The organism is Xanthomonas melonis, assembly GCF_020783655.1.
GTDB classification, from domain to species: Bacteria; Pseudomonadota; Gammaproteobacteria; order Xanthomonadales; family Xanthomonadaceae; genus Xanthomonas; species Xanthomonas melonis.
On the sequence record NZ_JAJGQH010000012.1, the window covers coordinates 139,642 to 162,317 of the forward strand.

Sequence of the window (22,676 nt, forward strand, 5' to 3'; positions counted from 1 at the left end):
AATCGCATGTCCACCGTCACCGCCCCGCCCTCCACGCTGCCGGAAGAAGCCTTCGCCACCCGCCTGGCCGAATCCGGCGCGCTGCCCGATGCCGTGCTTCGCTACGGCATCCGCCGCCTGTGCGCCCAGCGCCTGCGCGATGAGCGTGGTCACGACGCCGATGCCAACGGCGCGCGCCAGCGCGCCTTCATCGACAGCCTGCGTGCCAGCGCGATCGCGATCGAAACCGATGCCGCCAACCGCCAGCACTACGAATTGCCGCCACAGTTCTTCACCCTCTGCCTGGGCAAGCGGTTGAAGTACAGCAGCTGCTACTGGGACGCGAGCACACCGGACCTGGATGCCGCCGAAGAACGCATGCTGGCGCTATACGGGCAGCGTGCCGAACTGGCCGATGGCCAGCGCATCCTGGAGCTGGGCTGCGGCTGGGGTTCGCTGACCTTGTGGATGGCCGAGCGCTACCCCACTGCCAGCATCACCGCGGTGTCCAACTCACGCCCACAGCGCGCGCACATCCTGGAGCAATGCCGCTTGCGTGGGCTGGACAACGTGCAGGTGATCACCGCCGACGTCAACGCGCTGACGCTGCCGGCGGCCAGCTTCGACCGCGTGGTCTCGGTGGAGATGTTCGAGCACATGCGCAACTACCGCGAGCTGCTCGCGCGGGTGGGCAACTGGCTGGCGCCGGGCGGCAAGGTGTTCGTGCACATCTTCTGCCACCGCGATCTGGCCTACCCCTTCGAAGTGGCCGGCGAAGACAACTGGATGGGTCGGCACTTCTTTACCGGTGGGCTGATGCCGGCGGCCGACACCTTGCTGCACTTCCAGCAGGACGTGGTCATCGAGCAGCGCTGGCTGCTGTCGGGCCAGCACTACGAAAAGACCGCCAATGCCTGGCTCGACAACCAGGACCGCCACCGCGCCCAGATCATGCCGCTGTTGCAGCAGACCTATGGCGACGATGCGCAGCGCTGGTGGCAGCGCTGGCGCATGTTCTGGCTGGCCTGCGCAGAGCTGTTCGGCTACGACCAGGGCCGCGAATGGGGGGTAGCGCACTACCGCTTCGTCAAGCGCTGATCGCGCGATGCGGGCGCGCGCACCTGGGCCCGTGACGCAACGACCCGCAGCAGGAATGCGGCAGATTCGCCACCGCCTGCCGGCCGATCCTCTGCCACCGGCCGGCACGGACGAAGGACATCGCAGCGTTGCGGATTGCTCCGCTGCAGACGATCAGCCTGCGGCTGCGGTGATCACGATCTCCACCTTCCATTCCGGCCGCGCCAGCTTGGCTTCGACCGTGGCGCGCGCCGGGGTGAAACCATGCGGCACCCATTCGTCCCAGGCGGCATTCATGCCGTCGAAATCGGCGATGTCGGCCAGGTAGATCTCCGCGCGCAGGATCTTGGTCTTGTCGCTGGCTGCCAGGGCCAGGAGTTTGTCGATCTCGCCCAGGACCTGCCGGGTCTGACCGGTGATGTCCTGGCTGGTGTCTTCGGCAATCTGCCCGGCCAGGTAGCACACACCGCCATGGACGGTCATTTCCGACATACGCGGGCCGGCATCGAATCGCTGCAGCATTTCGGCATTTCCTACGGTTGATTGACCGGACCATTGTTGCGCGAATGCGTCGGGCCTGCAGCCTCCACGCGCGCCAGGCGCATCCCTACCCGCACCATCCAGATCACGATCAGCACGATGGCCGTCTTCTGGCTGATGCCCGGCGGTGCCGCCGGCACGCTGACATGGAACAGCAGCGCTGCGAACGCCGCCCACCCCAAGCCGAACGTTGCTGCGAAGTGTTGTCGCCATGCGCGATCGGATCGGAAGTACCACGACTGCAGCAAGATCGCCGCGATCACGCACAGGAAGGTGGCATCGGCCGCCAGCACATGCACCATGGCCGCGGCGTTCGGCGCCAGCTCCGGCATCCAGCTGTCGCCGATCGCCACTGCGCACAGGCCCAGCGCCGAACTCCAGAACAGGCCGAGCACGGCACGGCTGCGGGCCGCCGGCACCAGCGCCGCGTACAGGCCCAGCGCCAGCCACGCCATGGCCACCGCGAGCAGGCAGTAGGCGGTGCGCAGCAGCAGGCCATAAGGGCCGTGCAGATACGCGCTCAGTTGCGCGTGGATCCAGCCCAGATCACTGCGGTACCACTGCAGCATCGACACCAACCCGACGAAGACCATGCCGGCAGCGGCGGCGATCGCACCGGCCCGCCGGCTCCAGCGTGGCGCAGCGAGCTGGATGCACGGTACGACCGGCACCTGCGAATGGGGATTGCGTGTCATCGACCTGTCTGCCTTCCAACGGTGAGTGCCGCACGCGTCGACGATGCGGCACCTGTACACGCCTTTGCCCTATGATGCGCGCGGCCGTGATGTGCCGACGGGGTGTCGGCACAACCGATGCATGCGTTCACCTGGTTTCCGCACTCACCCAATCACCCTGCATGCATCGTCCATCCGCTCGCCCTCGCTGATCCCGGGCCGGCGCGGCACGTATCGTGCATCGGCCCCTCTTCCCTTTCAACAGCACCCGTTACCCTCATGACGGATACCTCGATGCCTTCCGAAGCGCTCGCCAGTGGCTGGCGACGCGCGCTACCCGTGCTGATCAGCCTGGCGATCCTGGCAATGGCGCTGCACGCGCTGTCCGGACAGTTCACCGACCATGGATACCGGCAGATCCGCCAGGCGTTCCGGGCCCTGGGCGCGGGGCAGATCGCGCTCACGCTGCTGCTGGGACTGAGCAGCTACGTGTGCCTGGTGGGCTTCGACTGGGTGGGACTCAAGCGCACCGGCAAGCGGCTGCATCCGGCGCGCGTGGGCATCACCGCCTTCATGGCGCATGCGGTCGGCCAGACCCTGGGCTTTGCCGCGCTCACCGGCGGCGCAGTCCGCCTGCGTGGCTACGGCAGCGTCGGGCTCACCCTGGCCGAGATCGGCCAGGTGGTGCTGATGAGCACGCTGGGCTTCGTCTTCGGCGCCTGGCTCCTGCTCGGCCTGGCATTGCTGCTGGAACCGGAAGCGGCCGCGCGCGCATTGCCGATCGCCGCCGGGGGCATTCGTGTGGCCGGCATCGCGCTGCTGGCCGGTTACCTGGTCATGCTGGCGTTGGTGGGCGGACAGGGCCGCGAATTCGGCATCGGCCGCCACCGTTTCTGGCTGCCCGACCGCCGCACCGTCTTGGGCGTGAGCGCACTCAGCGTGGTGGAGCTGGGCCTGGCCGCGGCGGCGTTCTACGTCCTGCTGCCGCCGGATCCGGGTACCGGCTACTTCGGCTTCATCGGCATCTGGCTGGTGGCGGTGGTCGCCGGGCTGGTCTCCACCGTGCCTGCGGGCCTGGGCGTGTTCGAGTGGAGCCTGCTCAAACTGTTGCCGCATGTCACCCCCGCGGCGGTGCTGGCGGCGGCGCTGGCCTACCGGGTCACCTATTACATCGTGCCGCTGCTGATCTCCGTGGCCATGGCCGCGGCCTCCGGGCTCGGCGCGCCGGTGCGTGCCAGCGCCAGCACTGCGCTCACGGTGTGGAAGGCGCTGCGCCCTTGGCTGCCGCAGATCCTGGCGTTGGCGGTGTTCGCGGTCGGCGCGGCGCTGGTGATCGATGGCACCCTGCCCACGCCACGCGCACGTCAGGACGTGGCACCGCTGCCGCTGATCGAGACCTCCCACCTGCTGGTCAGCCTGGGCGGCATGATGCTGCTGCTGATCGGCCAGGGGCTGCAGCGTCGCAGCCATGCGGCCTGGGTACTGGCGCTGGGCGTGTGCGTGCTGCTGCCGCCGCTGTCGTTGCTGCGCGGCAGCCATATCTCGGTGTCGCTGTCGGCGGCGCTGGCGGCGGTGGCGCTGTGGGCCGCGCGCCGCGAGTTCTACCGCCAGGGTGCACTGCTGGACGAAGCCTGGTCGTGGCGCTGGCTGAGCAATCTCGGCCTGGTGCTGGTGGCCACGTTCTGGCTGCTGTTCTTCGTCTACAGCCACGTCGAATACAGCAACGACCTGTGGTGGGAATTCGCCACCTCCGCCAACGCGCCGCGGGCGCTGCGCGCGGCGTTGATCCTGTGCGTGGGCGTGATCATCTTCGGCATGGCGCGCTTGCTGCGCGGCGGGCGGCGTCCGATGCCGGCCGCCGATGCGCAATTCCTGCAGACGCTGGCACCGATCCTGGAAACCAGCACCGACACCCAGGCCTGCCTGGCGCTGACCGGCGACAAGGCCTTCCTGCTCGACGCGCAGGGCAACGGTTTCGTGATGATGCAACGCTATGGCGGCTCGCTGATCTCGATGGGCGACCCGGTCGGCCCGCCGGAGGTGGCGCGCGCGCTGATCTGGCGGTTCCGCGAAGAGGCCGATCACATGGGCCTGCGTCCGGTTTTCTACCAGGTTGGCGAGAAATACTGGCAGACCTACCTCGACATGGGCCTGACCCTGGTCAAGCTCGGCGAAGAGGCGATCGTGCCGCTGGAAGGATTCACCTTGGAGGGCCGCGACCGCGCCGACCTGCGCCAGGCCTGGAACCGCGGCAAGCGCAGCGGGCTGAGCTTCCGCATGCTGCAGCCGGATCAGGTGGACGCGGTGCTGCCGCATCTGGCCGAGGTATCGGAGCAATGGTTGGAGGAAAAGTCCGGCGAGGAGAAAGGCTTCTCGCTCGGCAGCTTCGATGCGGACTATCTGCGCCGCTTCCCGGTGGCGGTCGCCGAGGCCGAAGGCCGGATCGTGGCGTTCGCCAACGTGTGGTGGGCGCCGGCCGGCGGCGAGCTGTCGGTGGACCTGATGCGGCATAGCGCACAGGCGCCCAAGGGCACCATGGACTTCCTGTTCATCGAGCTGTTCCTGTGGGGACAGGCCAATGGCTACAAGCGCTTTTCGCTCGGCATGGCGCCGCTGTCGGGGCTGGCCGAGCATCGCCTCGCCGGCCGCTGGAACCGCTTCGCCAGTCTGGTGGCGCGGCATGGCGAGCGCTTTTATGGCTTCAGCGGGCTGCGCCGCTTCAAGTCGAAATTCGCCCCGATCTGGCGCCCGCGTTATCTGGTTGCGCCCGGCGGCATGCACCTGCCGGCTGCGCTGCTGGACGTGACCCGCCTGATCTCGGTGGATCCCGGGCGCCAGGACTAAGAGCGGCGGGCGCGGCGCGTTTGCGCGCCGCGTACCGGACGTGGTGCCGCCCTCAGGGCGGCGAGACCGCGTGCAACTGCTGCATGATCACCCGGGCCAGCGTGGCGTAGTCGCCCTTGAAGTGGTGATCGCCCGGCAGCGCCACGCGCTTGGCGGCATGCGCCGGCAGGCTCGGGCACAGTGCGTCGTCGTCGTCCTGGCCGTAGATGCAGACCGTGGTGCCAGCCGGCAGACGCTGCACTTCCGGCGCGATCGGCAAGCCTTCGTCATCCGAACCCAGCCAGTTGCTGACGTGGAACTCGTAGTCCGCCAGCTTGCCGACCGACAACAGCGCGGTCATGCGGATGTTCTGCTTGGTGGATGCGGGCAGCTTGTTGATCGCCGCCGGCAACACATCGGCGCCCTGCGAAAAGCCGATCAGCACCACGCGCCTGCGTTGCCAGCGTTGCGCGTAGACGCGCGCGATGCGGTCCAGGTCGTTGGCAAAGCCTTGCGGGGTGCGCTCGGTCCAGAAGTAACGCAGCGAGTCCAGGCCAACGACCGGAATGCCTTGCGCGGCCAGCGCGTCAGCCACTTCCTCGTCCAGACCGGCCCACCCGCCGTCGCCGGAGACGAAGATCACGAACGTGTCGTCGTCGGCGTCGCCATCGGGCCTGGCCGGCGCTTCGACCACCGGCAGGTCGGCCAGGCCACCGGGCGGCGGCGGCAAGACCACGCCCTTCTGCTCGCCCAGCGAGCGGGCCGCGGCGCGCAAGCCCGGCAGCAGGTCGCCACCGGCGGTGCGGCTGAAGGTGCGCGCCTGCGGTACCTGCGCGAGAAACGCGGCCTCTGCAGCTGCCGGGCAGCGCTTGTCCTGGCTGCCGGCCAGCACCCAGGGAATCTGCAGCGGCGCCGGCACCAGCGCGTTGCTGCCTTGCCGCACACCGGGCTGACAGATCGCCTGATCGTTCACCGCTGCCGGGCACAAGCCATCGGTGAGCACGCCTGCCAACACATGCGGCTTGGCCTGGGCACCGATGGCGTACGCCAGCGCGGCACCCTCCCCGTCGCCCACCAGCAACGGCAGGCGGTAGGTGGGAATGTGGTAGAAGGCCTGCACGTAGCGCGAGAAGTTCTCCACGTCGCCGACGGAGAACGTGCAGGTGCCGCCGGCCTTGCGCAGGACCGCGTACAGGTGCGCGGTATCCACCATCGCCACCATCGCGCCATCGGCGCGCAAGGCCTCGGCCTGCGCTTGCCGCTTGCCTGCGTTGCCGGTGCCGGCCAGCCAGATCACCACGCGCTGCGGTTCGCCCTTGGGCATCAGCACCGGCACCTGTTCGAAACGGCCGTGCGTCACCGGCTCGGAGGACTGGGCCGCCGCCGCTCCCGCCAACGCCAACATCGCCGCTCCGCAGAGCGCGCTCCACATTTCAGATCGTCGCATGTCGCATCATCGGGAAAGGTGGTCCAAAGATAATCGTTCTGCCGGTCGCCGCGAAGCGCCGCGCCCGGCTCATTCCGCCCGCGTCTGCCGACGCGCTTCCCAGGCCGCCAACGCCTGCCGGTAGCGCAGCAGTTCTTCGGCGTACAGGTCGTGCACGCACAGCGGGCAGCCGCTGTCACAACATTCGTTGGGCGCGGGTGCCTGCGGTGGTTGCGGGCGCGGATCGGCGGCGGAAGCGGCGTTGTCGGGCATGTCGACAGTGTAGCGTGCGGGCCCACCAGGCCTGAGCGCATCTGCGGCCGACGGCCAGCGCTGCCCCCGACTGCCGTCAGCGACCGAGCCGCCGACGCAGGTTGGCGCGTGCGGCAGCGTCGCAGCGCGCATGAAAGTAGCTGCTCAGGAAGATCCGCGGACGCTCCAGCAGCCCGGCCAGGAACCGCCGTCGGTGATGCCGGAACAGCACGCCCGGCACATGCCCGCGATACTCCTCGGCAATGGCGCCATCGTAGGCGTCGAAGACATCCGCCGGCGCCGCCAGGATCGCCATGTCGCAGTCCAGGAACAGCGCTGCATCCTCGTCCACCTCCTGCGGCTGCAGTTGCCCGTGACGCGCGGTGAGCAGGATCAATGCCTGCACGCGTTGCAGATCGACGCCGGCCTGCGGCCACCAGCGCGGAATGCACTCCAGTGCCCACAGCGCCGATTGCGCTTCGTTGTCGCTACGCCCGGCCCGGTAGATGGCGTCGTGGAACAGCACCGCCAGCCAGATTTCGACCGGTTGACGCCAGCCCGGTCCTGCAGCGACCTCGGCGTAATGCTGCAGCACCGCCCGCACATGGCCGAAGTGATGGTAGGCACGCGCGGGCGTCGCGTAGGCCTGCTCCAGCGCGGCCAGCGCGTCGACATGCAGTGGTAGTGGCGTGCTCGCATCCATGCGCACAGGCTAGCGCGTCCCCGCGCCGCTGCACATGGCTTCGGCCAATCACCGCAGCTGCCAGCGCCCTTCGATCTGGTAACGCGATTGCCCCAGGAAGCTGCGCACCAGCGCAAACTCGCGCACGGTCCAGGCGAGGGCATCGCAGCGCCGCTGTGGCAGCGCCTGGCTGCAGTAGAGCAACGTCATGTGCGGCGTGTATTGGCCATCGCCGGCGATGCCGGCGTGTGCGAGCTGCCGCCCCAGCGCGCCCTGCAGCTCGTAGAGCCCGCGCACCCGTTCTTCGCCGCGCAGCACGCAGGGCAACTGCGAACGCCGCCCACCGAACGTACCGACACGATCGAACTCCACGGCGAACGCCTCCATCGCCACGCGCCCGGCCGCCTGGCTGGCACGGCTCACCAGCGATGGCGGCAATCCGCCGGCGTAGTCGCCCAGATGATGCAAGGTCACATGCAAGCGCTCGCGGTTCAACGGCTTGCCATCGACCTGACCTGCCTGCAGTAGGCCCTGCGCGATGGACGTTGCCCGCTCGGCGGTCTCCACGTCTGCCATCACCGCGAAAAACAGGCGCTCGGTGGGTTTCTCCTCGCCCAGGCCCAGCGACAGCTGCGCATCGGCCGACGACAGGTACACGAATGGCTGCTTCATGAGGGCATTCCACATCCGCCGACACGGACGGGGGAGAACAGGGGCGGCGGATACTAGCAGACGCGCTGCGCGACGAACATGTCGACCGGCACCACGTGACGTGGATAGACATCGCGCTGCGCCGAGGTTACGCACAGGCGTCGTTTCCGATGCAGCCGGTTCGATACCGGCAACCGGCGCTTGTTCGTGCAAAAATTTCGTTCGTGCAAAAAGAAACGGGCGACTGCCGCCGCCCGTTTCCCGCCTGTATCGATTTATCCTGGAGCTGCACCGCGACCGATGCGCTTCAGTGTTGCGGCAACATCAGGCCGCATTCTTCATCGCATGCTTGCGGTTGCGCATGACGTCGTGGCATGCGCGCACTTCGGGCAGCAGGCGCAGCGCGGCGTCGCGCGCGGCGGCTGGCGTGTCCTTGTCCGCAATGGTTTCGTCGAACGCCTTCAGCAGGCGATCCTCCGACTCTTCGAGCTCGGCCACATAACCGTATTTGGTGTCGCCCAGCGTCGCACGAACCTTGCCGTAGAACTGCTGCATGCTCCCGACCATGGTGCCGTGCTTCTCCGGGGTTCCGCCCACCGAGGCGACCACGCTGCTGAGATTGCTCACGATGTCGCTTTTGACGCCGGCGATGCGGCGAAACAGCGTTGCCAGCTCCGCATCGCCCACCTTGGATGCCGCTTCCTCGTAGAAATCCTTGCCATCGCGGGAGATGGCGATCAAGTCGTTGAGGCTGTGCTCGGTCTTGCTCTGGATGCTCATGTGTTGCTCCTTGTTGAGGGCCTGCGCTGTCGCAGCGCAGACGTTCTGGGAGAAAGACAACCGCCGGTGCGGCTGCAGTAGCTTGGCGTCGTGTACGGGCTCATGCTGGCGCTGCGCTCATAATCGGCATGTGAGCATCGGGCGCGTTGCCCTCACGCGGCCATGCAGCCGATGAATCGGGATTCATCGATGCCAAGCGCCGATCAAGAGCCTTTTGGCTGCCGGCTGGCCCACATGTTGTCGATCAGGTTCGGATAGGGACGGCCCGCCGCTTCGGCGCGCTGTCGCGCGGCGGCCTTTTGCGCCTCGCTCAGCGGCGAGCTTTTGCGCTTGGGAGCCGGGCGTTTCCAGGGGGGTGGCGTGAAGTCGCTCATTGCGCTGTTCGGCCCGCTTGCGAAGAGGCCAGCAGTGTCCACGTCGAGGGGTGAGCCTGTCGTGGACGCAGCGCCTGGAGGAGACAATCCACTGCCCCGACTCCGGGCAGTGATCGGCCCGGGGCGCATCGCTTGCAGCAGAACAGACACCGCATCGGGTTCGGTGCAGCGTACGAATGCGCCGCCCATCGATCATCGTCCCACTAGCCGTGCTCACCGGATCATTGCGACGATCGCACCGCAATCGCCACATCGGCAAGATTGCGCTCAGCGCGTCGCCTGCGCATTGGCAGCGCTATCGCGCAGGGTCACTCAACGCGTGATCGGCGCCGGACCCTGGCGATGCTGCTGCCATAGCGCCAGCGCGTAGACCAGCAGGCCACCGAGCGCGGTGGCCGCGCCGACATAGCCGGTGGACGTCCAGCCCCACCCGGCAGTGATCGCCATGCCGCCCAGCCACGGGCCCAGCGCATTGGCGGTATTGAACGCCGCGTGGTTGGATGCGGCGGCCAAGGTCTGCGCATCGGCGGCCACATCCATCAGCCGCGTCTGCAAGGCCGGCGCAAGCGCGCCCATCGTGCCCACCGCCACGATCGACAGGAACACCCACCCACCCGACCGCGCCGCCAGCGGAAAGCTCAGCATCACCAGTATCGACCACACCAACAACACCGGCACGGCACGAAACTGCAGGCGATCGAATAGCCAACCGCCCAGGATGCTGCCGAGCACACCACCGACGCCGAACGCGGCCATCGCCAGCGGGATATGTGCCGACGCCAGACCGGTCACCGAGGTGAGCGTCGGCGCGAGATAGCTGAAAACGCAGAACATGCCGGAGAAACCCACCGCACCGATCGCCAGCGCCAGCCATACCTGCGGGCGGTTGAACGCGCGCAGCTCGCGTAACGGCTGTTGACGCGGCTCGTCCGGCGCGGGCGGCAACAACACCGCCACCGCTGCCACCGTCCCCAGCGCGATGACACAGACCGACGCAAACGCCCAGCGCCAGCTGACGATCTGCCCCAACCAGGTCGCCAGCGGGTTGCCCACCAGCAGCGCCACGCTCAAGCCCAGCAGCACCCGTCCCACCGCAGTGGCTCGCCGATCGGGCGGGCTGATCGAGGCAGCCACCAGGGAAGCCACGCCGAAATACGCGCCATGCGGCAGGCCGGCGATGAAACGGCACACCAGCATCGCGTGGTAACTCGGCGCCAGCGCACTGGCGAGGTTTCCCAGTGCGTAGAACACCATCAGCAACAACAGCAAGGTGCGCCGCGGCCAGCGCGCGCCCAGGATCGCCAGCAACGGCGCGCCCACCACCACGCCCAGCGCATAGGCGCTGATGACATGGCCCACCTGCGGTTCGCTGATCTGCAGGCCCTGCGCGATCTGGCCCATCAGGCCCATGGTGGAAAACTCGCTGATGCCGATCGCAAAGCCGCCCATCGCCAGCGCGAGCAGGATCAGCGTGTAATCGCGCCGCGAAACGCGCGGCGTGGAACGGTCGGTATCGGACATGGCCGACTCCAGAATGACAGCCGGACATTATTGTGCAATGCAACAATGCATGAAAGACCGCTGCCGCCGGCAGCTCCCGCGCGATCGCCGATCCTGTCACGCTTTGTGCGCCAATCGCCCACCTGGCGATGCAGTGTCCTATCCGTAGACCGCTGTCACCGCTCCAGTCCGCCAGCAGTCCTCCGATGTGGCGTCGCCCTCGCCCGCCCCTGCCCACCCACAGGTGCTACTCCATGCCGGTTCGGAGCTGGCGCCGCCGCGCGGGAAGCGCGCCACTGGGCAAGGTGGACCAGACCCTGCTGTAGGACGGTGGCGCCAAGGGTTTATCCCGCGCTGACGGCGCACGGCGCATTCCCGGTCAGCGTATGCAGGCGGTCACCAGACAGCGCCTCGGCTGCCGCACCGGCACCCTGCATTGGCATCTGCCTGCCGCCTGGCGCGCGCCAGGCGGATCGGGCGGCGTGGCCGGCGATTGCCAGCGCGACGAGGTCGGCACATGATGGTTTCCAACCCATCGCCATGGATGTGCCCGATGCGTCTGTTTCCTGCGGTTCTGTTCGGCGCGGCATGGCTCGCGTGCACGGGGGCCCATGCGGCGCCGGACACTTCCCGTCCTGCCGCTCCGGACGCGCACTGCCTGGACGCGCGCCAGGTGGCCGAATTGCACCAGGCCGACCCGCGCACGCTGGCCGTCGCCGAACACGCAGGCCGCCGGTTTCGCTTGCAGCTGGCGCAGGAGTGTCTGCTGCATGCAACACCTGACAGGGCCCAGCTGTTGGCACCGCACGGCTGGGTCTGCGACGCAGCGCAAGCGTATGTGCGCGTGGGGCAGCAACATTGCGCGATCGCCCGGGTCACCCCGCTCGACGCGCGCAGCTACGCCGAGCTCGCCCGTCGGCACAGCCACGACGCCATACCGACGCTGCAAGGCGTCAACGTGCGCGAGGCGCGACGGCGCAGCTTCACCGGCTCGGCGAACTACTGCTTCCATCCCGGCATGCTGCGCGCCTGGTCGGAAGACGCCCATGGCCTGGTGGTGGAGGTCTCGCCGCGCCATCCCGGTTCGCACCGGCACTATCGCGTCGAGCTCATGGACAGCTGCAGCGAACTCAGTGGCGCACCGCCGATCCGCTTCGTTTCCGGCATGGGCTTGAATGCCATCTGCGGCAATCCTGGCGACAAGCTCGACATCCTCGACGAAATCGGCATTGCCGGCGCGAGCGCTGGCGCAGGACAAGACGGCGACCTGACGACCACACGCGGCGGCAGGCTCTCGCGCATGCGCCAGAGCTGCGTGGTGGCGGCGGTCTATCCACGCGACTGACTCCGGCCCCGCACAGGGTTGCCGTGAGCCTCACCGCCGAAGCGGCATCTTCACGCATCTGGCCAAATTCCCCCGCAACGCCGCCGCCGCCGACCATGCTCGATCCGCGCTCGGCGGATGCAGACGGACAACGCGGGCACGCCGCTCCAAACGCAGGCGCCCCCGGCGAGCGACGCACGCCTCCCAGGCCTGCTGCAGCCGTCAGGCCTTGCGCAGGAAGCAGGTCTTGAGTACCAAACCCTTGATCTTTTCCGAATTGCCTTCGATATGCTCGGCGTCGTCTTCGACCAGGCGGATATTGCGGATCAGCGTGCCTTGCTTGAGCGGAATCGATGATCCCTTGACCTTGAGGTCCTTGATCACCGTGACCGTGTCGCCGGCCTGCAGCGCGTTGCCGTTGCTGTCGCGCACCACCACCGCAAGCGCGGCGGCGGCGTCCGCGCTCCATTCGAAACCGCACAGCGCACAGATCGACAACGCGCCGTCGGCATAGGTGTTGTCCTGTCCGCATTGCGGGCAGGCGGGGACGCTGGACATGCGATTCCTTCATCGAAACGGGGGTGAATTGTAGCCTTGCGGCCCTGCGATCACGCATGCGGCGCAACGCCAGGGCGAAAGTGCGGCGCCGACCGATCACCTGCAGGCCGTGTACGCGGCCCTGCACCACCAAGCTGATCCCACGCCCAACTGCCGGTGCGGCTGCGGTTGCATGATCCCGCGCGATTGCCTACGGTGTGTGTGCGGCATCTCTTCGCATCGTGAATCAGCCGATGCACTCCCCTCGATCACCCGTCATGGAGGTTTCCAATGGAAATCAGCCAGGGTCGCGTTGCGACCATTCACTACACCTTGTCCGACGATAGCGGCCAGGTTCTCGACCGTTCCACGCCGGACACGCCGCTGAGCTATCTGCATGGTGCCGGCAATATCGTGCCTGGCCTGGAACACGCGCTGGACGGCAAACAGGCAGGCGATACCCTCACCGCCGACATCGCGCCCGAACACGGCTATGGCCCGCGGCACGAGCACCTGATCCAGCAGGTGCCGCGCGAAGCGTTTCCGACCGATGTCGAGGTCGCGCCGGGCGTCCAGTTCGAAGCCCGCACCCAGCAGGGCCCGGTCCTGGTCACCGTGACCGAGGTCGGTCCTGCTCAGGTCACCGTGGACGGCAATCACCCACTGGCCGGGCAGACGCTGCATTTCGCGGTCGAGGTGGTGCAGGTGCGCCAGGCCACCACCGAGGAATTGAATCAGGGCCACGTGGACGACATCGCGGCGTGATCCAGCGCTGCCGCGTCCGCCCAGGCAGCGGACGCGGCAGCCGTAGTAAAGTGCGCGGCCCGCTCACAGGCTGTCTGCATGAAACTCGGCATCGACTTCGGTACCAGCAACTCCGCCGCTGCGGCGATCGTCGATGGACAGGTGCAGCCGGTGCGCTTCGGCCAGGCGCTGCAATTCCGCACCACGGTGTATTTTCCGGACACCATGCGCGATCCGGAGAACTTCAGCCTCACTCCGGCGCTGGAGTACGAAGTCCAGCGACTGATCGACTCGGCGCGCCGCGACGCCACCGCAGCCGGGCGCACCGCCAACCTCGACAGCCTGCGCCGCGATGCGCTGCGCATCGTGCGTCGCCAGTGGATGGAAGAGCAGGTGCGCGAACCGCGCAGCTCGGCCGCATTGCTGCAGAACGCGGTATATGGCGACGAAGCGCTGGATGCATACTTTCTGGAGGGCGAAGGCAGTCTGGTGCAAAGTCCCAAGTCGATGCTGGGCTACAACCTGCATCCGCGCGCGCGCCAGACCATCACCGGAATCGCCACCCACGTACTGGAGCATATCCGGCTCACCGCCTCGCGCCAGTTCGATGTCAACATCCGCAGTGCGGTGCTGGGGCGTCCAGTGCAGTTCCGCAGTTCGATCGGCGACGCCGGCAACGCACAGGCGCTGGACATCCTGCAGACCGCCGCCATCGCCGCCGGCTTCGACTCCGTGGAATTTCTCGAAGAGCCGGCGGCCGCCGCCATGCATTACCACGTCAGCCACGACACCCGCCACGACACCGTGGTGGTGGATATCGGCGGCGGTACCACCGACATCGCCCACGCCAGCGTCGGCGGGGACGCGCCCCCGCAGGTACACCGTGCCTGGGGCATTGCGCGCGGAGGCACCGATATCGACCTGGCGCTCAGCCTGGCTGCCTACATGCCGTTGTTTGGCCGCGGCATCACGCGGGTGCCGGCCCATCATTACGTGGAAGCAGCGATGGTGCAGGACATGACCCGGCAGCGCGAATTCCGCCTGCACAAGTACCAGGACGTACCGGCACCGTTCGACACCCGCCTGCAGGCGCTGCAGGACACAGGCAACACCGCGCGCCTGTATCGTGACGTGGAAGCCTGCAAGATCGCCTTGAGCGAACGCGAGCGCCACCTGACCGCCCTGACCTTCATCGAACGCGACTTGCAAGTCGATGTACAGGCGAATGCGCTGGTCGCGTCCGCTTCCGGCTATCTGCGCGAGCTGGAGGATCTGCTGGCGCAGGTTCGCGCCGAAATGGCCACCCCACCGGCCACCGTGTTTCTGACCGGCGGCATGTCGCGCGCAGGCTATCTGCGCGACACCGTGGCCGCTGCATTTCCGCAGGCACGCCTGGTACAGGGCGATCCGTCTTTCGGCGTGGTCCAGGGCCTGGCTTGGGCTGCGTGCGATACAGGGCCCGCAGCGCCGCGTTAACACCCAATCAAGGGCGCGCGCCTATAATGACGATTGCCGCCCGACGCATCGCCGTCCTGCTGGCAAGGCACGCCCGCCGTGCCACTCGCGATCGGCGTACCAGACGCAGTCGCATCTCTCGACACCGCTTCCGCGCGCGCCACCCTTGCCGCACGCGGTGTCATCGCATTCCCCGCTACAGGAGGCCACATGGCACGTCCCGCGACCAAGCAGAAATCCCAGCCCAGCATCGCTCGCAGCGAAGGCAAGTCGCAGCCGCTCAGTCGCGAGCGCATCGCCGCCGACATTGCCGCATTCCGCAAGACCGGCGGCCGGATCGAGGTGCTCACCACCAATTTCGGCCCCGCCCGCAACGACGGCGACAAGAACGCCTGAGATCGGCCGCGTGCACGACAGGCGCGCGCCTGCCGTGCACGTCGCTGCCGGCCGCTGCAGCCGTGCTCGCCTTGCCCGGTCTGCCAGCTGCTACGAAGTAGGACGCATGCCGTGCGCGCCGAAGCGTTCTACCGACTCGCCATCGCACAAGGCGGTCGGTTTCGCGCTGTATCCATGTACCCCTCAGACTCTCCGGCTCCCGCGAGCAATCCATATCGACCCGACGATCGCTCGCCGGGTTCTCTCAGCCGCTCCTGATTGGCAAGGCAAGGCAGTTCACCGTGCTGGCGATGCAGCGTCCGGCCGTTCGATGGAGCCGGCCATTCATCCCATGCACCCATTGCTGCCAGAGAGCGCCGTTACAATGCAGTCCTCGCTCTTTTCCTGCCTGCTGTGATGTCCGCGTCCGACGCTTTGCCCGCAATGATCCGTAGCCTGTTGCCACACTGGAATCCGCAGTGGTTGGCCATTGCGGTGCCCACGATCAAGATCGTCCTGATTCTTGCCCTGGCGGGGCTGGTCCGGTTGTTGCTCCGGCAACTGCTACGGCGCCTGTGCGCCCGCTACAACATCCCCGCGGAAATGATGATCGGCATTCGCCGCGTCGGCAGCCTGATCATCTCGGTCACCGCCTTGCTGCTGGTATTGCGCATCCTGGGCGTATCGGCCAGCACCTTGTGGACGGCGTTCACCGGCTTCGCCGCCGTCGGCGCGGTGGCGTTCTTCGCCGCGTGGAGCGTGTTGTCAAACATCTTCTGCACGTTCCTGATCGTCACCACGCGTCCGTTCCGGCTGTACGACCACATCGAATTGCTGGAAGGTGGCGACAAGCCGGGCCTGAAGGGCCGCGTGATCGATATCAACGTGATCTACACCACATTGGAAGAGAGCGGCGACCATGCGGGCAGCGTCCTGCAGGTTCCCAACAGCCTGTTCTTCCAGCGCACCACCCGACGCTGGCGCGAAACCAGCGGTTTCAACGCCCAGTAAGCCGAATGCACCTCGGCGCAGCCAGCAGCGCTCAGCGCAGCTGGCTGTCCTTGCTGCCGCGCCGGTTGTAACCGCTCTGCGCGCCCTGCTCCAGGTCATGCGCCTGCTGGCACTCCACACATAGATGCACGCCTGGCACTGCCTTGCGCCGACCTTCCGGAATCGGCGCATCGCATTCCTCGCAGTGGGTCAGGCTGGGCCCGCGATGCAACTGGCTTCGCGCGCGCTGGATCGCGTCCTCCACGGTGGCATCGATCTGGTCCTGTACTGCTCCGTCTCCCGCCCATCCGGTCGCCATGATCGCTCACCTGTGTTGGCCAGATCGTCAAGATGGTCATCGTCGCAGGAAAATCCAAGCCACGCGTGCACGGCGCACTCAAACTGCGTGCTTTAGCATTCAGTCGCTCCGACCCGAGGACCCCGTTATGGAACAACCCGTTCACCCGTTTTCCGACCTGTTCGCCCAGTTGGGCCTGCCATCGGACGAAGCCAGCATCCGTGGCTTCATCGCAACGCATTCCCCGCTGCCTGGCGACATGCGACTGGAGGAAGCCCCGTTCTGGACGCCTGCGCAGGCCCAGTTGCTGCGTGAAGAGCGCATCGACGACGCCGACTGGATCGTGACCATCGACCAGCTCAACATCGCCCTGCACACCACGGGCGACGATACAGGCGTCTGAGCGCTACTGGCTGGCTGCGTCGCGGCGAAACCCGCCGCAGCTGCCGACCTACGAGGCGATCTGGAAACAAGGCGATCTGGAAACAAGAAGAGCGGCCAGCGGCCGCTCTTCTCACTGCTGCCGCAGCTGCGTGCAGCAGGCGGCTCGTCGCAGCGTGCTGATCAGGTCACTTTCTTGGCGATCGTCATACCCAGCACGAACAGCACGATGGCAATGATGATGCCGGCCCAGAACAGGAATTTGGCGATCCCCATCGCGGCGCCCGCCATGCCGCCGAATCCCAGCGCACCGGCGATCAGCCCGATGATGGCGAAAATGATGGCCCACTTGATCATGTTGTCGTCTCCTCGTCCGGCAGCGTGCCGTTGCTTGATGGCGTGACTGCGACAGCGCCGCAACACAGTGCCTCACGCTAGCGAGCCGGACGTGCCGCATTCGTGAATACGGCTGACACACGTTGCCACATGTCTGCAGGCCTTGGGCGCGGATGCAGTGCTTGGAAAAAAAACCCCGTGGCTTCGGCAGTCCAGCGCAGATGCCGCTGCAGCCGCCACGCAGCGCGGCAGCTGTCCCCTGCAGTCGCACATGCCCCGCACTCCCTTGCGCTCCGCAACATACGAGCCGCATGTGCGCAGCAGGCGTGCAGCGCCGCTGTATCGACCACATTGGCCAGCGGCGCCTGCATCGGCGATCATGGCGGTTCTCCCATATGCGTTGGCCATGGACACGCTTCGCTATCTCGTCGGCTACCCGCCTGCCGTCCTCGACCAGGTGCGCGAACTGATCGCCCAGGACAAGCTGGCTGCGGCGCTTGCGCGTCGCTACCCGGATCGCCACGCGGTACGCACCGATCGTCATCTGTACGATTACGTCAAGGCGATGAAGGAGCGCTACATGCGCTCCTCGCCGACGTTGCACAAGGCGATCTACGACAACCACCTGCAGGTGGTGAAGCATGCGCTCGGCACGCATACCGCCATTTCGCGCGCCCATGGCGGCCGGCTCAAGGCCAGCCGCGAGATCCGCATCGCCTCGGTCTTCCGCGATGCGCCCGAGCCGTTCCTGCAGATGATCGTGGCACACGAGTTGGCGCACCTGAAGGAGGCAGACCACAACAAGGCCTTCTACCAGTTGTGCAACCACATGGCGCCGGACTATCACCAGCTCGAGTTCGATCTGCGTCTGTACCTGACCCAGCTGGCGCTGGAGACGCACAGCTGAGCATCGGGCCGATCGGTGGCGGCATTTGCGCACGGACCCTCCCGCCCCCAGCGCATCCCGGCAACTTCCTCACGCGGCACATCCCCTCGCATCGGCCACCCCGGCGGGGATGCCGACGGCGCGGCGCCTGCCCAGGACGCGACCATGGGTCAGGCGGCACAACACATCAGCGACGCCCACGTCAGCCAAGCGCACCGCGCCTGTACCTGCCTTCCGCGCAAGCCGGTGGGTGCCGCCGCATGCAGGCCGGGAAAGGCAGGCAGGAGCGCTGGCTCCGCGACGGCGCACATGGGTGAACAGATTCATGCACCAGCCCCTGCAGACGTGGTTTAAAATGTTGCGGCGCGACGTGCACGGACAGGATCTGCAGACGTCGCGTTTTTTGTTTCCCACTGCGCCGGTCACGGCCCGGCCACAGGGGAGGCACATCATGCAGCCCCGCGGAGCCTTCGATGCTTTTCGAAACCCTCGATACCACCGGCCACGAGCAGGTGATCTTCTGTCACAACCGCGATGCCGGCCTCAAGGCCATCATCGCCTTGCACAGTACCCGTCTGGGGCCGGCATTGGGTGGCGTGCGCATGCGACCCTATCCAAACAGCGAGGCGGCGCTGGACGATGCGCTGCGGCTCAGCCGCACCATGACCTACAAGAACGCACTGGCCGGCCTGAATGTCGGCGGCGGCAAGGCGGTGATCATCGGCGACCCCAAGACCGACAAGAGCGAGGCGCTGTTTCGCGCCTTCGGCCGCTTCGTCGACACCTTGGGCGGGCGCTATATCACCTCCGAGGATGTCGGCACCGACGTCAGCGACATGGAACAGATCTACCTGGAGAGCGAATACGTCACTGGTGTGCACCAGGTGCATCGCGGCTCCGGCGATCCTGCGCCATTCACTGCCTACGGCGCGCTGCAGGCGCTGATGGCCTCGCTCAATCGCAAGCTCGGTCACGAAGAGGTGGGCAAGTCCAGCATCGCGATCCAGGGCCTGGGCCATATCGGCATGGAACTGGTGAAACTGCTCAAGGAACGCGGCGCAAAACTCTACGTGGCGGATCTGAATCCGGCGTTGGTGGATCGCGCCGTGGCCGAATACGGCGCCGAAGCGGTGCGCGTGGACGAGATCCATCAGGTGCAGGCCGATGTCTTCGCTCCCTGCGCGCTGGAAGGTGCCATCAACGAACAGACGCTGCCGCAGCTCAAGGCACGGATCATCTGCGGCACCGCCAACAATCAGCTCGCCAGCGCAGCCATCGGCGAGGAACTGCATCGGCGCGGCATCCTGTGTGCGCCCGACTACGTGGTCAATGCCGGCGGTGTCATGAACGTGTCGCTGGAAATCGACGGCTATAACCGCGAACGCGCCATGCGGCTGATCCGCAGCATCTATCACAATCTGGAAAGGGTCTTCGACCTGTCCGCGCAGCAGAACGTCCCGCCGCAACAAGCCGCCGACCAGATCGCCGAAGCCCGCATCGAGGCGATCAGCAAACTCAAACTTCCGTTGGGCCGCACCGCGCCGCGCTTCCTGCACAAGCTGCGCGGAGAGTGAGGCCGCCGCTGCACGCCTGCCGTCTGCCGCAACCAGCGCGCCTGGAGACGCACCGCAGCCGCCCTGTCGTCGCACACCAGCGCGCTTTGCTCCGCTGGTGTGCGCAGGCGCTGGCCCAGCGGTGACCGCGCCGCCCAGGCGGTGTGCCCGGGCGCGCTGTACGCCAATCAGAAATCGGCGCTGTACTTCAGACTGACAGCGCGTTCGTCGCCGCGCGCACCTGCGCGTTGGTCGTAACCGAAGTGCAGTTGGCTGTGCTGGCCCACCGGCGTGGCCGCCGCCAGGCCGAGCACCCCGCCCGACCGCGCCGGCTGCATTCCGCGCAGCGGCGCCCAGGCGTCCACGCCGGTGAAACTGGCGTCCAGGGTCAGGCCCTGGCTGCTCAACGCCTGCTGCCACTCGGCATGCCCGCTCAGCTGCAGGCCACGCCAGCGATAGGCCCATCGCAGGCCGGCCAACAGTTGGGTACGCGCAGACGTATTGGCATCGGCACGCAGGCCGAAGCCTTCGCCGCCGCGTTCGCGGAAACCTTCGCTGCGCAGGCGGACGTAATCCAGCCCCAGGTACGGCGTCAGCAATGCGGTCCTGTCGCCCCAGCGATAGCCGGCCTCCAGGTTGCCGCTGAGATAGCCGGCGCTGTAATCGCTGAAGGCGCTGCTGCGATCGGCACCCAGCAGCAGGCTGCGCTCGATCCGCCGGTCGACGTTGCCCACACCCAGTTGGCCGAGCGCATACACCGCCTCCTGCATGGTTCCCCAATACAGCTGCGCCTGCACCTGCCGATCGCGTCCGCGCGCGCCGTCGAGATCGCCCACGCTGTTGGAACGCATTTCGCCGAACGCGAAACCGGCGACGGCACCCGATGCCAGGCGCAGATCGTTGCCCATCATCCAACCGGAGCTGGCGAAACCCCGCGTGCTCGCATCCCCCGTGCCCGGCCCGCCCAGCGCTTGTTGCCAGGCTCCGATCAGGCGCGGTTGCTGCGACAGTGCGTCGATATGCGTGGCCAGCGCGCGCCGCCCCAGATCGATGGTGTCGAAGCTCAGCGCGGCCGATTCTGCATGCGCGCGCCCGGACAGGGTACGCAACGCGTCGGCGGCCGCCTGGGCCGATGGCGCATGCTGCAATGCCGCCGCAGCACGCATGAAGCCGCTGCCGATGCCGCCGCCGCCCTGCAATTGCTGCGCATCCACCTGCTGAAACGCCTCCTCCACGCGGATGGCGGAGTCCATCGATGCGGTGCCGATCGCACCGAGCGACGCAGCCACTGCCGCCACATCCATGCGTTGCAGCGACACGAATGCCGTCGTGGCATCGTAGCTCAGGGTGGCATCGAGGAAGGTCACCGCCGGCCCGCCGCTGGTGGTGGAGAACGTGCCTTGCAGACCGCCGGCGGCCTGCAGCACCGGGTAGGTGGTGTTGTTGACGACGTAGTCGCGGCGACCGAGCAATTGCAGATCGCCGGCGATCGATGCGCTGCCAGCGATGTTCAGGCGATCGCCCACCGTCAGCGCCAGACGCCCATTGGCCGCCTGGATGTAGTTGCCGTTGACCGTCAACGCAGCACCGCCGACCTGCAGCGTGCCCGCATTGTCGATGCGTCCGCCGATCTGGCCACTTCCGATCAGGCGTGCGCCATTGGCGATACCCACCCGCGCACTTTGCAGACTGGCTGTCTGCAAGGTGCCGCCCAGCACCTGCGTGTCGCCGGTGAAGGTATTGGCGGTGTTGCTCAAGACCAGGGTGCCGGTTCCGCGCTTGATCAGGCCGCCATCGCCGCCGATGGCATTGGCCCAGGTCGAACGCAGGCTGTCGAACCCGACATCCACCGTACCCCAGTCCAGCCGCGCCGGGCCGCGTGCCGCCCGGCCCACGTCGAGCAATCCATAGCCGAACACAGGGTCGACGCCCGCGGTCCCCAGATCGGTGGCCGTTCCGAGCAAGGTCTGCCGCACCAGGTCGTTGCTGAAATACGGAAACGCCTGCCAGACCAATGCCGCAGCCCCGGAGACCAGCGGCGCAGCGAACGAGGTACCGCTTCCGTAGAAATAACGAACGTCGCTGGCGGTGGCGTCGGGCGCAAGAAACAGCGAGGTGCCCGGTGCGACCAGGCAATACCGCATCGCCACGCCACACGCATTGGAATACGACGCCAACCGGGTGGGATTGGCAGTATCGAGCGCACCAACGACCAGCCAGCCGCGCTCCAGATCTGCCGCTGGCAGGCTCCCGCCAGGGCCGGGCTGGCTAGGCAGCGCGGCGGTATCCGATGGCTGCGCCCGCGCTTCGTTGCCCGAGGCGAATACCACCAGGCCATTGTTGGCACCGACGAACGCACGGTATTCCTGTGCGACCTGGTTGGTGACGGCGGGATCGTTCCAGTACAGGCCGCCCCAGGAATTGTTCATGATCCGCACGCCCGACCGAATCAGATCGTCGTGCACCGCACTCAGGCCGGTGGGGCCATCGATCTCGTTGCCTTCGCCGCTGCCGTCGTCGACCGGCGCTCTGTCGCGAATGATGCGCGCAGACACCAGCCCCGCACCTGGTGCGATGCCACCGGGCCACTGGCCCACGGCACGTCCGGCGGCCAGCTGGGCCACGATGGTGCCGTGCCCAACCACATCGCCCCGCGCCACGTCGTTTTCGCGCGGGTCCAAATAGATGAAGCTGGCGCCGATGCGTCCCTGCAAGGCCGGATGGTCGGCATTGATGCCGCTGTCGACGACGCCGATGCGATAGCCGCTGCCACTGAAGCCCAGCGCCTGCGCCGCGCGCGCATTGGTCAGTGCCAGATGCGCATCCATGGCCGGCTCCGGCGTCGGTGCGACCACCGGCGGCGGAGTCGGTGACGTCGGTGGCGGCGAGGTTGGCGGTGGCGAAGGCGGTGGCGAGCTCGGCGGCGGCGCAGTCGGCGTGGTCGGACGCACACCGCCGCCACCGCCACACGCGCTCAACGCCACAGCCAACGCCGAGGCCAGGACGGACCTGGCGACGTCTCTCTTGTTCATTGAAGTT

23 protein-coding genes are annotated in these 22,676 nt (G+C 67.2%); 10 read left to right on the forward strand and 13 right to left on the reverse strand.

Translation table 11 applies throughout. The annotated features are described in order from the left end of the window. Positions 1–6: 6 nt before the first annotated feature. Positions 7–1,077: an SAM-dependent methyltransferase gene (locus LL964_RS13475; RefSeq protein WP_104588089.1), complete on the forward strand. Its 1,071-nt coding sequence runs from the start codon at positions 7–9 to the stop codon at positions 1,075–1,077. A 153-nt stretch (positions 1,078–1,230) separates the two neighbouring features. Here LL964_RS13475 and LL964_RS13480 read toward each other — a convergent pair whose 3' ends face one another. Together LL964_RS13480 and LL964_RS13485 are read right to left on the reverse strand one after the other, a co-directional pair. Then, positions 1,231–1,578 carry a RidA family protein gene (locus LL964_RS13480; RefSeq protein ID WP_104588090.1) on the reverse strand — a complete coding sequence of 116 codons (348 nt, stop codon included), beginning with the start codon at positions 1,576–1,578 and terminating at the stop codon, positions 1,231–1,233. A gap of 11 nt (positions 1,579–1,589) precedes the next feature. Continuing rightward, positions 1,590–2,291 carry a DUF998 domain-containing protein gene (locus LL964_RS13485; protein WP_104588091.1) on the reverse strand — a complete coding sequence of 234 codons (702 nt, stop codon included), beginning with the start codon at positions 2,289–2,291 and terminating at the stop codon, positions 1,590–1,592. 258 nt (positions 2,292–2,549) lie between these two features. On the opposite strand from LL964_RS13485, the gene mprF reads away from it, so the two are divergent. Next, positions 2,550–5,114 (forward strand): bifunctional lysylphosphatidylglycerol flippase/synthetase MprF, encoded by a 2,565-nt coding sequence (mprF, locus tag LL964_RS13490; RefSeq protein ID WP_104588092.1) that lies wholly within the window; start codon positions 2,550–2,552, stop codon positions 5,112–5,114. Positions 5,115–5,166: 52 nt separating this feature from the next. Here the strand turns inward: mprF and LL964_RS13495 are convergent, their stop codons facing one another. The 7 genes from LL964_RS13495 to LL964_RS13525 form a co-directional block, all read right to left on the reverse strand. Then, the gene (locus LL964_RS13495; RefSeq protein ID WP_104588093.1) at positions 5,167–6,540 is read right to left on the reverse strand and encodes a virulence factor; all 1,374 of its coding nucleotides are present in this window, start codon (positions 6,538–6,540) and stop codon (positions 5,167–5,169) included. 69 nt (positions 6,541–6,609) lie between these two features. Next, positions 6,610–6,792 carry an oxidoreductase-like domain-containing protein gene (locus LL964_RS13500; RefSeq protein WP_104588094.1) on the reverse strand — a complete coding sequence of 61 codons (183 nt, stop codon included), beginning with the start codon at positions 6,790–6,792 and terminating at the stop codon, positions 6,610–6,612. A gap of 76 nt (positions 6,793–6,868) precedes the next feature. Continuing rightward, positions 6,869–7,474 (reverse strand): HD domain-containing protein, encoded by a 606-nt coding sequence (locus tag LL964_RS13505; protein WP_104588095.1) that lies wholly within the window; start codon positions 7,472–7,474, stop codon positions 6,869–6,871. Positions 7,475–7,522: 48 nt separating this feature from the next. Next, on the reverse strand, positions 7,523–8,125 hold the full coding sequence (gene thpR, locus LL964_RS13510; protein ID WP_104588096.1) for an RNA 2',3'-cyclic phosphodiesterase: 603 nt from the start codon (positions 8,123–8,125) through the stop codon (positions 7,523–7,525). Positions 8,126–8,428: 303 nt separating this feature from the next. Continuing rightward, positions 8,429–8,884 carry a PA2169 family four-helix-bundle protein gene (locus LL964_RS13515; RefSeq protein ID WP_104588097.1) on the reverse strand — a complete coding sequence of 152 codons (456 nt, stop codon included), beginning with the start codon at positions 8,882–8,884 and terminating at the stop codon, positions 8,429–8,431. A 203-nt stretch (positions 8,885–9,087) separates the two neighbouring features. Then, positions 9,088–9,258, reverse strand: a complete 171-nt coding sequence (locus LL964_RS13520) for a hypothetical protein (RefSeq protein WP_167395382.1) — start codon at positions 9,256–9,258, stop codon at positions 9,088–9,090. 312 nt (positions 9,259–9,570) lie between these two features. Further along, positions 9,571–10,779, reverse strand: coding sequence for an MFS transporter (locus tag LL964_RS13525; protein WP_104588098.1), 1,209 nt, complete (start codon positions 10,777–10,779; stop codon positions 9,571–9,573). A gap of 532 nt (positions 10,780–11,311) precedes the next feature. Here LL964_RS13525 and LL964_RS13530 point away from each other — a divergent pair. Further along, positions 11,312–12,103, forward strand: coding sequence for a hypothetical protein (locus LL964_RS13530; RefSeq protein WP_323132948.1), 792 nt, complete (start codon positions 11,312–11,314; stop codon positions 12,101–12,103). 201 nt (positions 12,104–12,304) lie between these two features. Here LL964_RS13530 and LL964_RS13535 read toward each other — a convergent pair whose 3' ends face one another. After that, positions 12,305–12,640 (reverse strand): zinc ribbon domain-containing protein YjdM, encoded by a 336-nt coding sequence (locus tag LL964_RS13535; RefSeq protein ID WP_104588099.1) that lies wholly within the window; start codon positions 12,638–12,640, stop codon positions 12,305–12,307. 270 nt (positions 12,641–12,910) lie between these two features. On the opposite strand from LL964_RS13535, the gene LL964_RS13540 reads away from it, so the two are divergent. The 4 genes from LL964_RS13540 (at position 12,911) to LL964_RS13555 (ending at position 16,204) form a co-directional block, all read left to right on the forward strand. Beyond that, complete coding sequence (locus LL964_RS13540) at positions 12,911–13,384, forward strand: FKBP-type peptidyl-prolyl cis-trans isomerase (protein ID WP_104588100.1); 474 nt, start codon at positions 12,911–12,913, stop codon at positions 13,382–13,384. A gap of 78 nt (positions 13,385–13,462) precedes the next feature. Next, complete coding sequence (locus LL964_RS13545) at positions 13,463–14,839, forward strand: Hsp70 family protein (protein WP_104588101.1); 1,377 nt, start codon at positions 13,463–13,465, stop codon at positions 14,837–14,839. Positions 14,840–15,028: 189 nt separating this feature from the next. Beyond that, a complete protein-coding gene (locus tag LL964_RS13550; RefSeq protein ID WP_104588102.1) occupies positions 15,029–15,214 on the forward strand; it encodes a hypothetical protein in 186 nt (61 codons plus the stop codon). A 396-nt stretch (positions 15,215–15,610) separates the two neighbouring features. Continuing rightward, positions 15,611–16,204: a mechanosensitive ion channel family protein gene (locus LL964_RS13555; protein WP_146092398.1), complete on the forward strand. Its 594-nt coding sequence runs from the start codon at positions 15,611–15,613 to the stop codon at positions 16,202–16,204. Positions 16,205–16,235: 31 nt separating this feature from the next. On the opposite strand, the gene LL964_RS13560 is transcribed toward LL964_RS13555, so the two are convergent. Then, positions 16,236–16,502, reverse strand: a complete 267-nt coding sequence (locus LL964_RS13560; protein WP_104588104.1) for a DksA/TraR family C4-type zinc finger protein — start codon at positions 16,500–16,502, stop codon at positions 16,236–16,238. Between the two features lie 127 nt (positions 16,503–16,629). Between LL964_RS13560 and LL964_RS13565 the strand changes: the two genes are divergently transcribed. Then, positions 16,630–16,884 carry a DUF2789 domain-containing protein gene (locus LL964_RS13565; RefSeq protein ID WP_104588105.1) on the forward strand — a complete coding sequence of 85 codons (255 nt, stop codon included), beginning with the start codon at positions 16,630–16,632 and terminating at the stop codon, positions 16,882–16,884. Positions 16,885–17,045: 161 nt separating this feature from the next. Here LL964_RS13565 and LL964_RS13570 read toward each other — a convergent pair whose 3' ends face one another. Continuing rightward, positions 17,046–17,219 carry a DUF1328 domain-containing protein gene (locus LL964_RS13570; RefSeq protein WP_003489471.1) on the reverse strand — a complete coding sequence of 58 codons (174 nt, stop codon included), beginning with the start codon at positions 17,217–17,219 and terminating at the stop codon, positions 17,046–17,048. A 358-nt stretch (positions 17,220–17,577) separates the two neighbouring features. On the opposite strand from LL964_RS13570, the gene LL964_RS13575 reads away from it, so the two are divergent. Both LL964_RS13575 and LL964_RS13580 read left to right on the forward strand, forming a co-directional pair. Continuing rightward, positions 17,578–18,105, forward strand: coding sequence for a M48 family metallopeptidase (locus LL964_RS13575; RefSeq protein WP_208621467.1), 528 nt, complete (start codon positions 17,578–17,580; stop codon positions 18,103–18,105). Between the two features lie 452 nt (positions 18,106–18,557). Further along, on the forward strand, positions 18,558–19,658 hold the full coding sequence (locus LL964_RS13580) for a Glu/Leu/Phe/Val dehydrogenase dimerization domain-containing protein (RefSeq protein WP_104588107.1): 1,101 nt from the start codon (positions 18,558–18,560) through the stop codon (positions 19,656–19,658). A gap of 167 nt (positions 19,659–19,825) precedes the next feature. On the opposite strand, the gene LL964_RS13585 is transcribed toward LL964_RS13580, so the two are convergent. Continuing rightward, positions 19,826–22,669: an autotransporter serine protease gene (locus tag LL964_RS13585; protein WP_104588108.1), complete on the reverse strand. Its 2,844-nt coding sequence runs from the start codon at positions 22,667–22,669 to the stop codon at positions 19,826–19,828. Positions 22,670–22,676 lie beyond the last annotated feature (7 nt).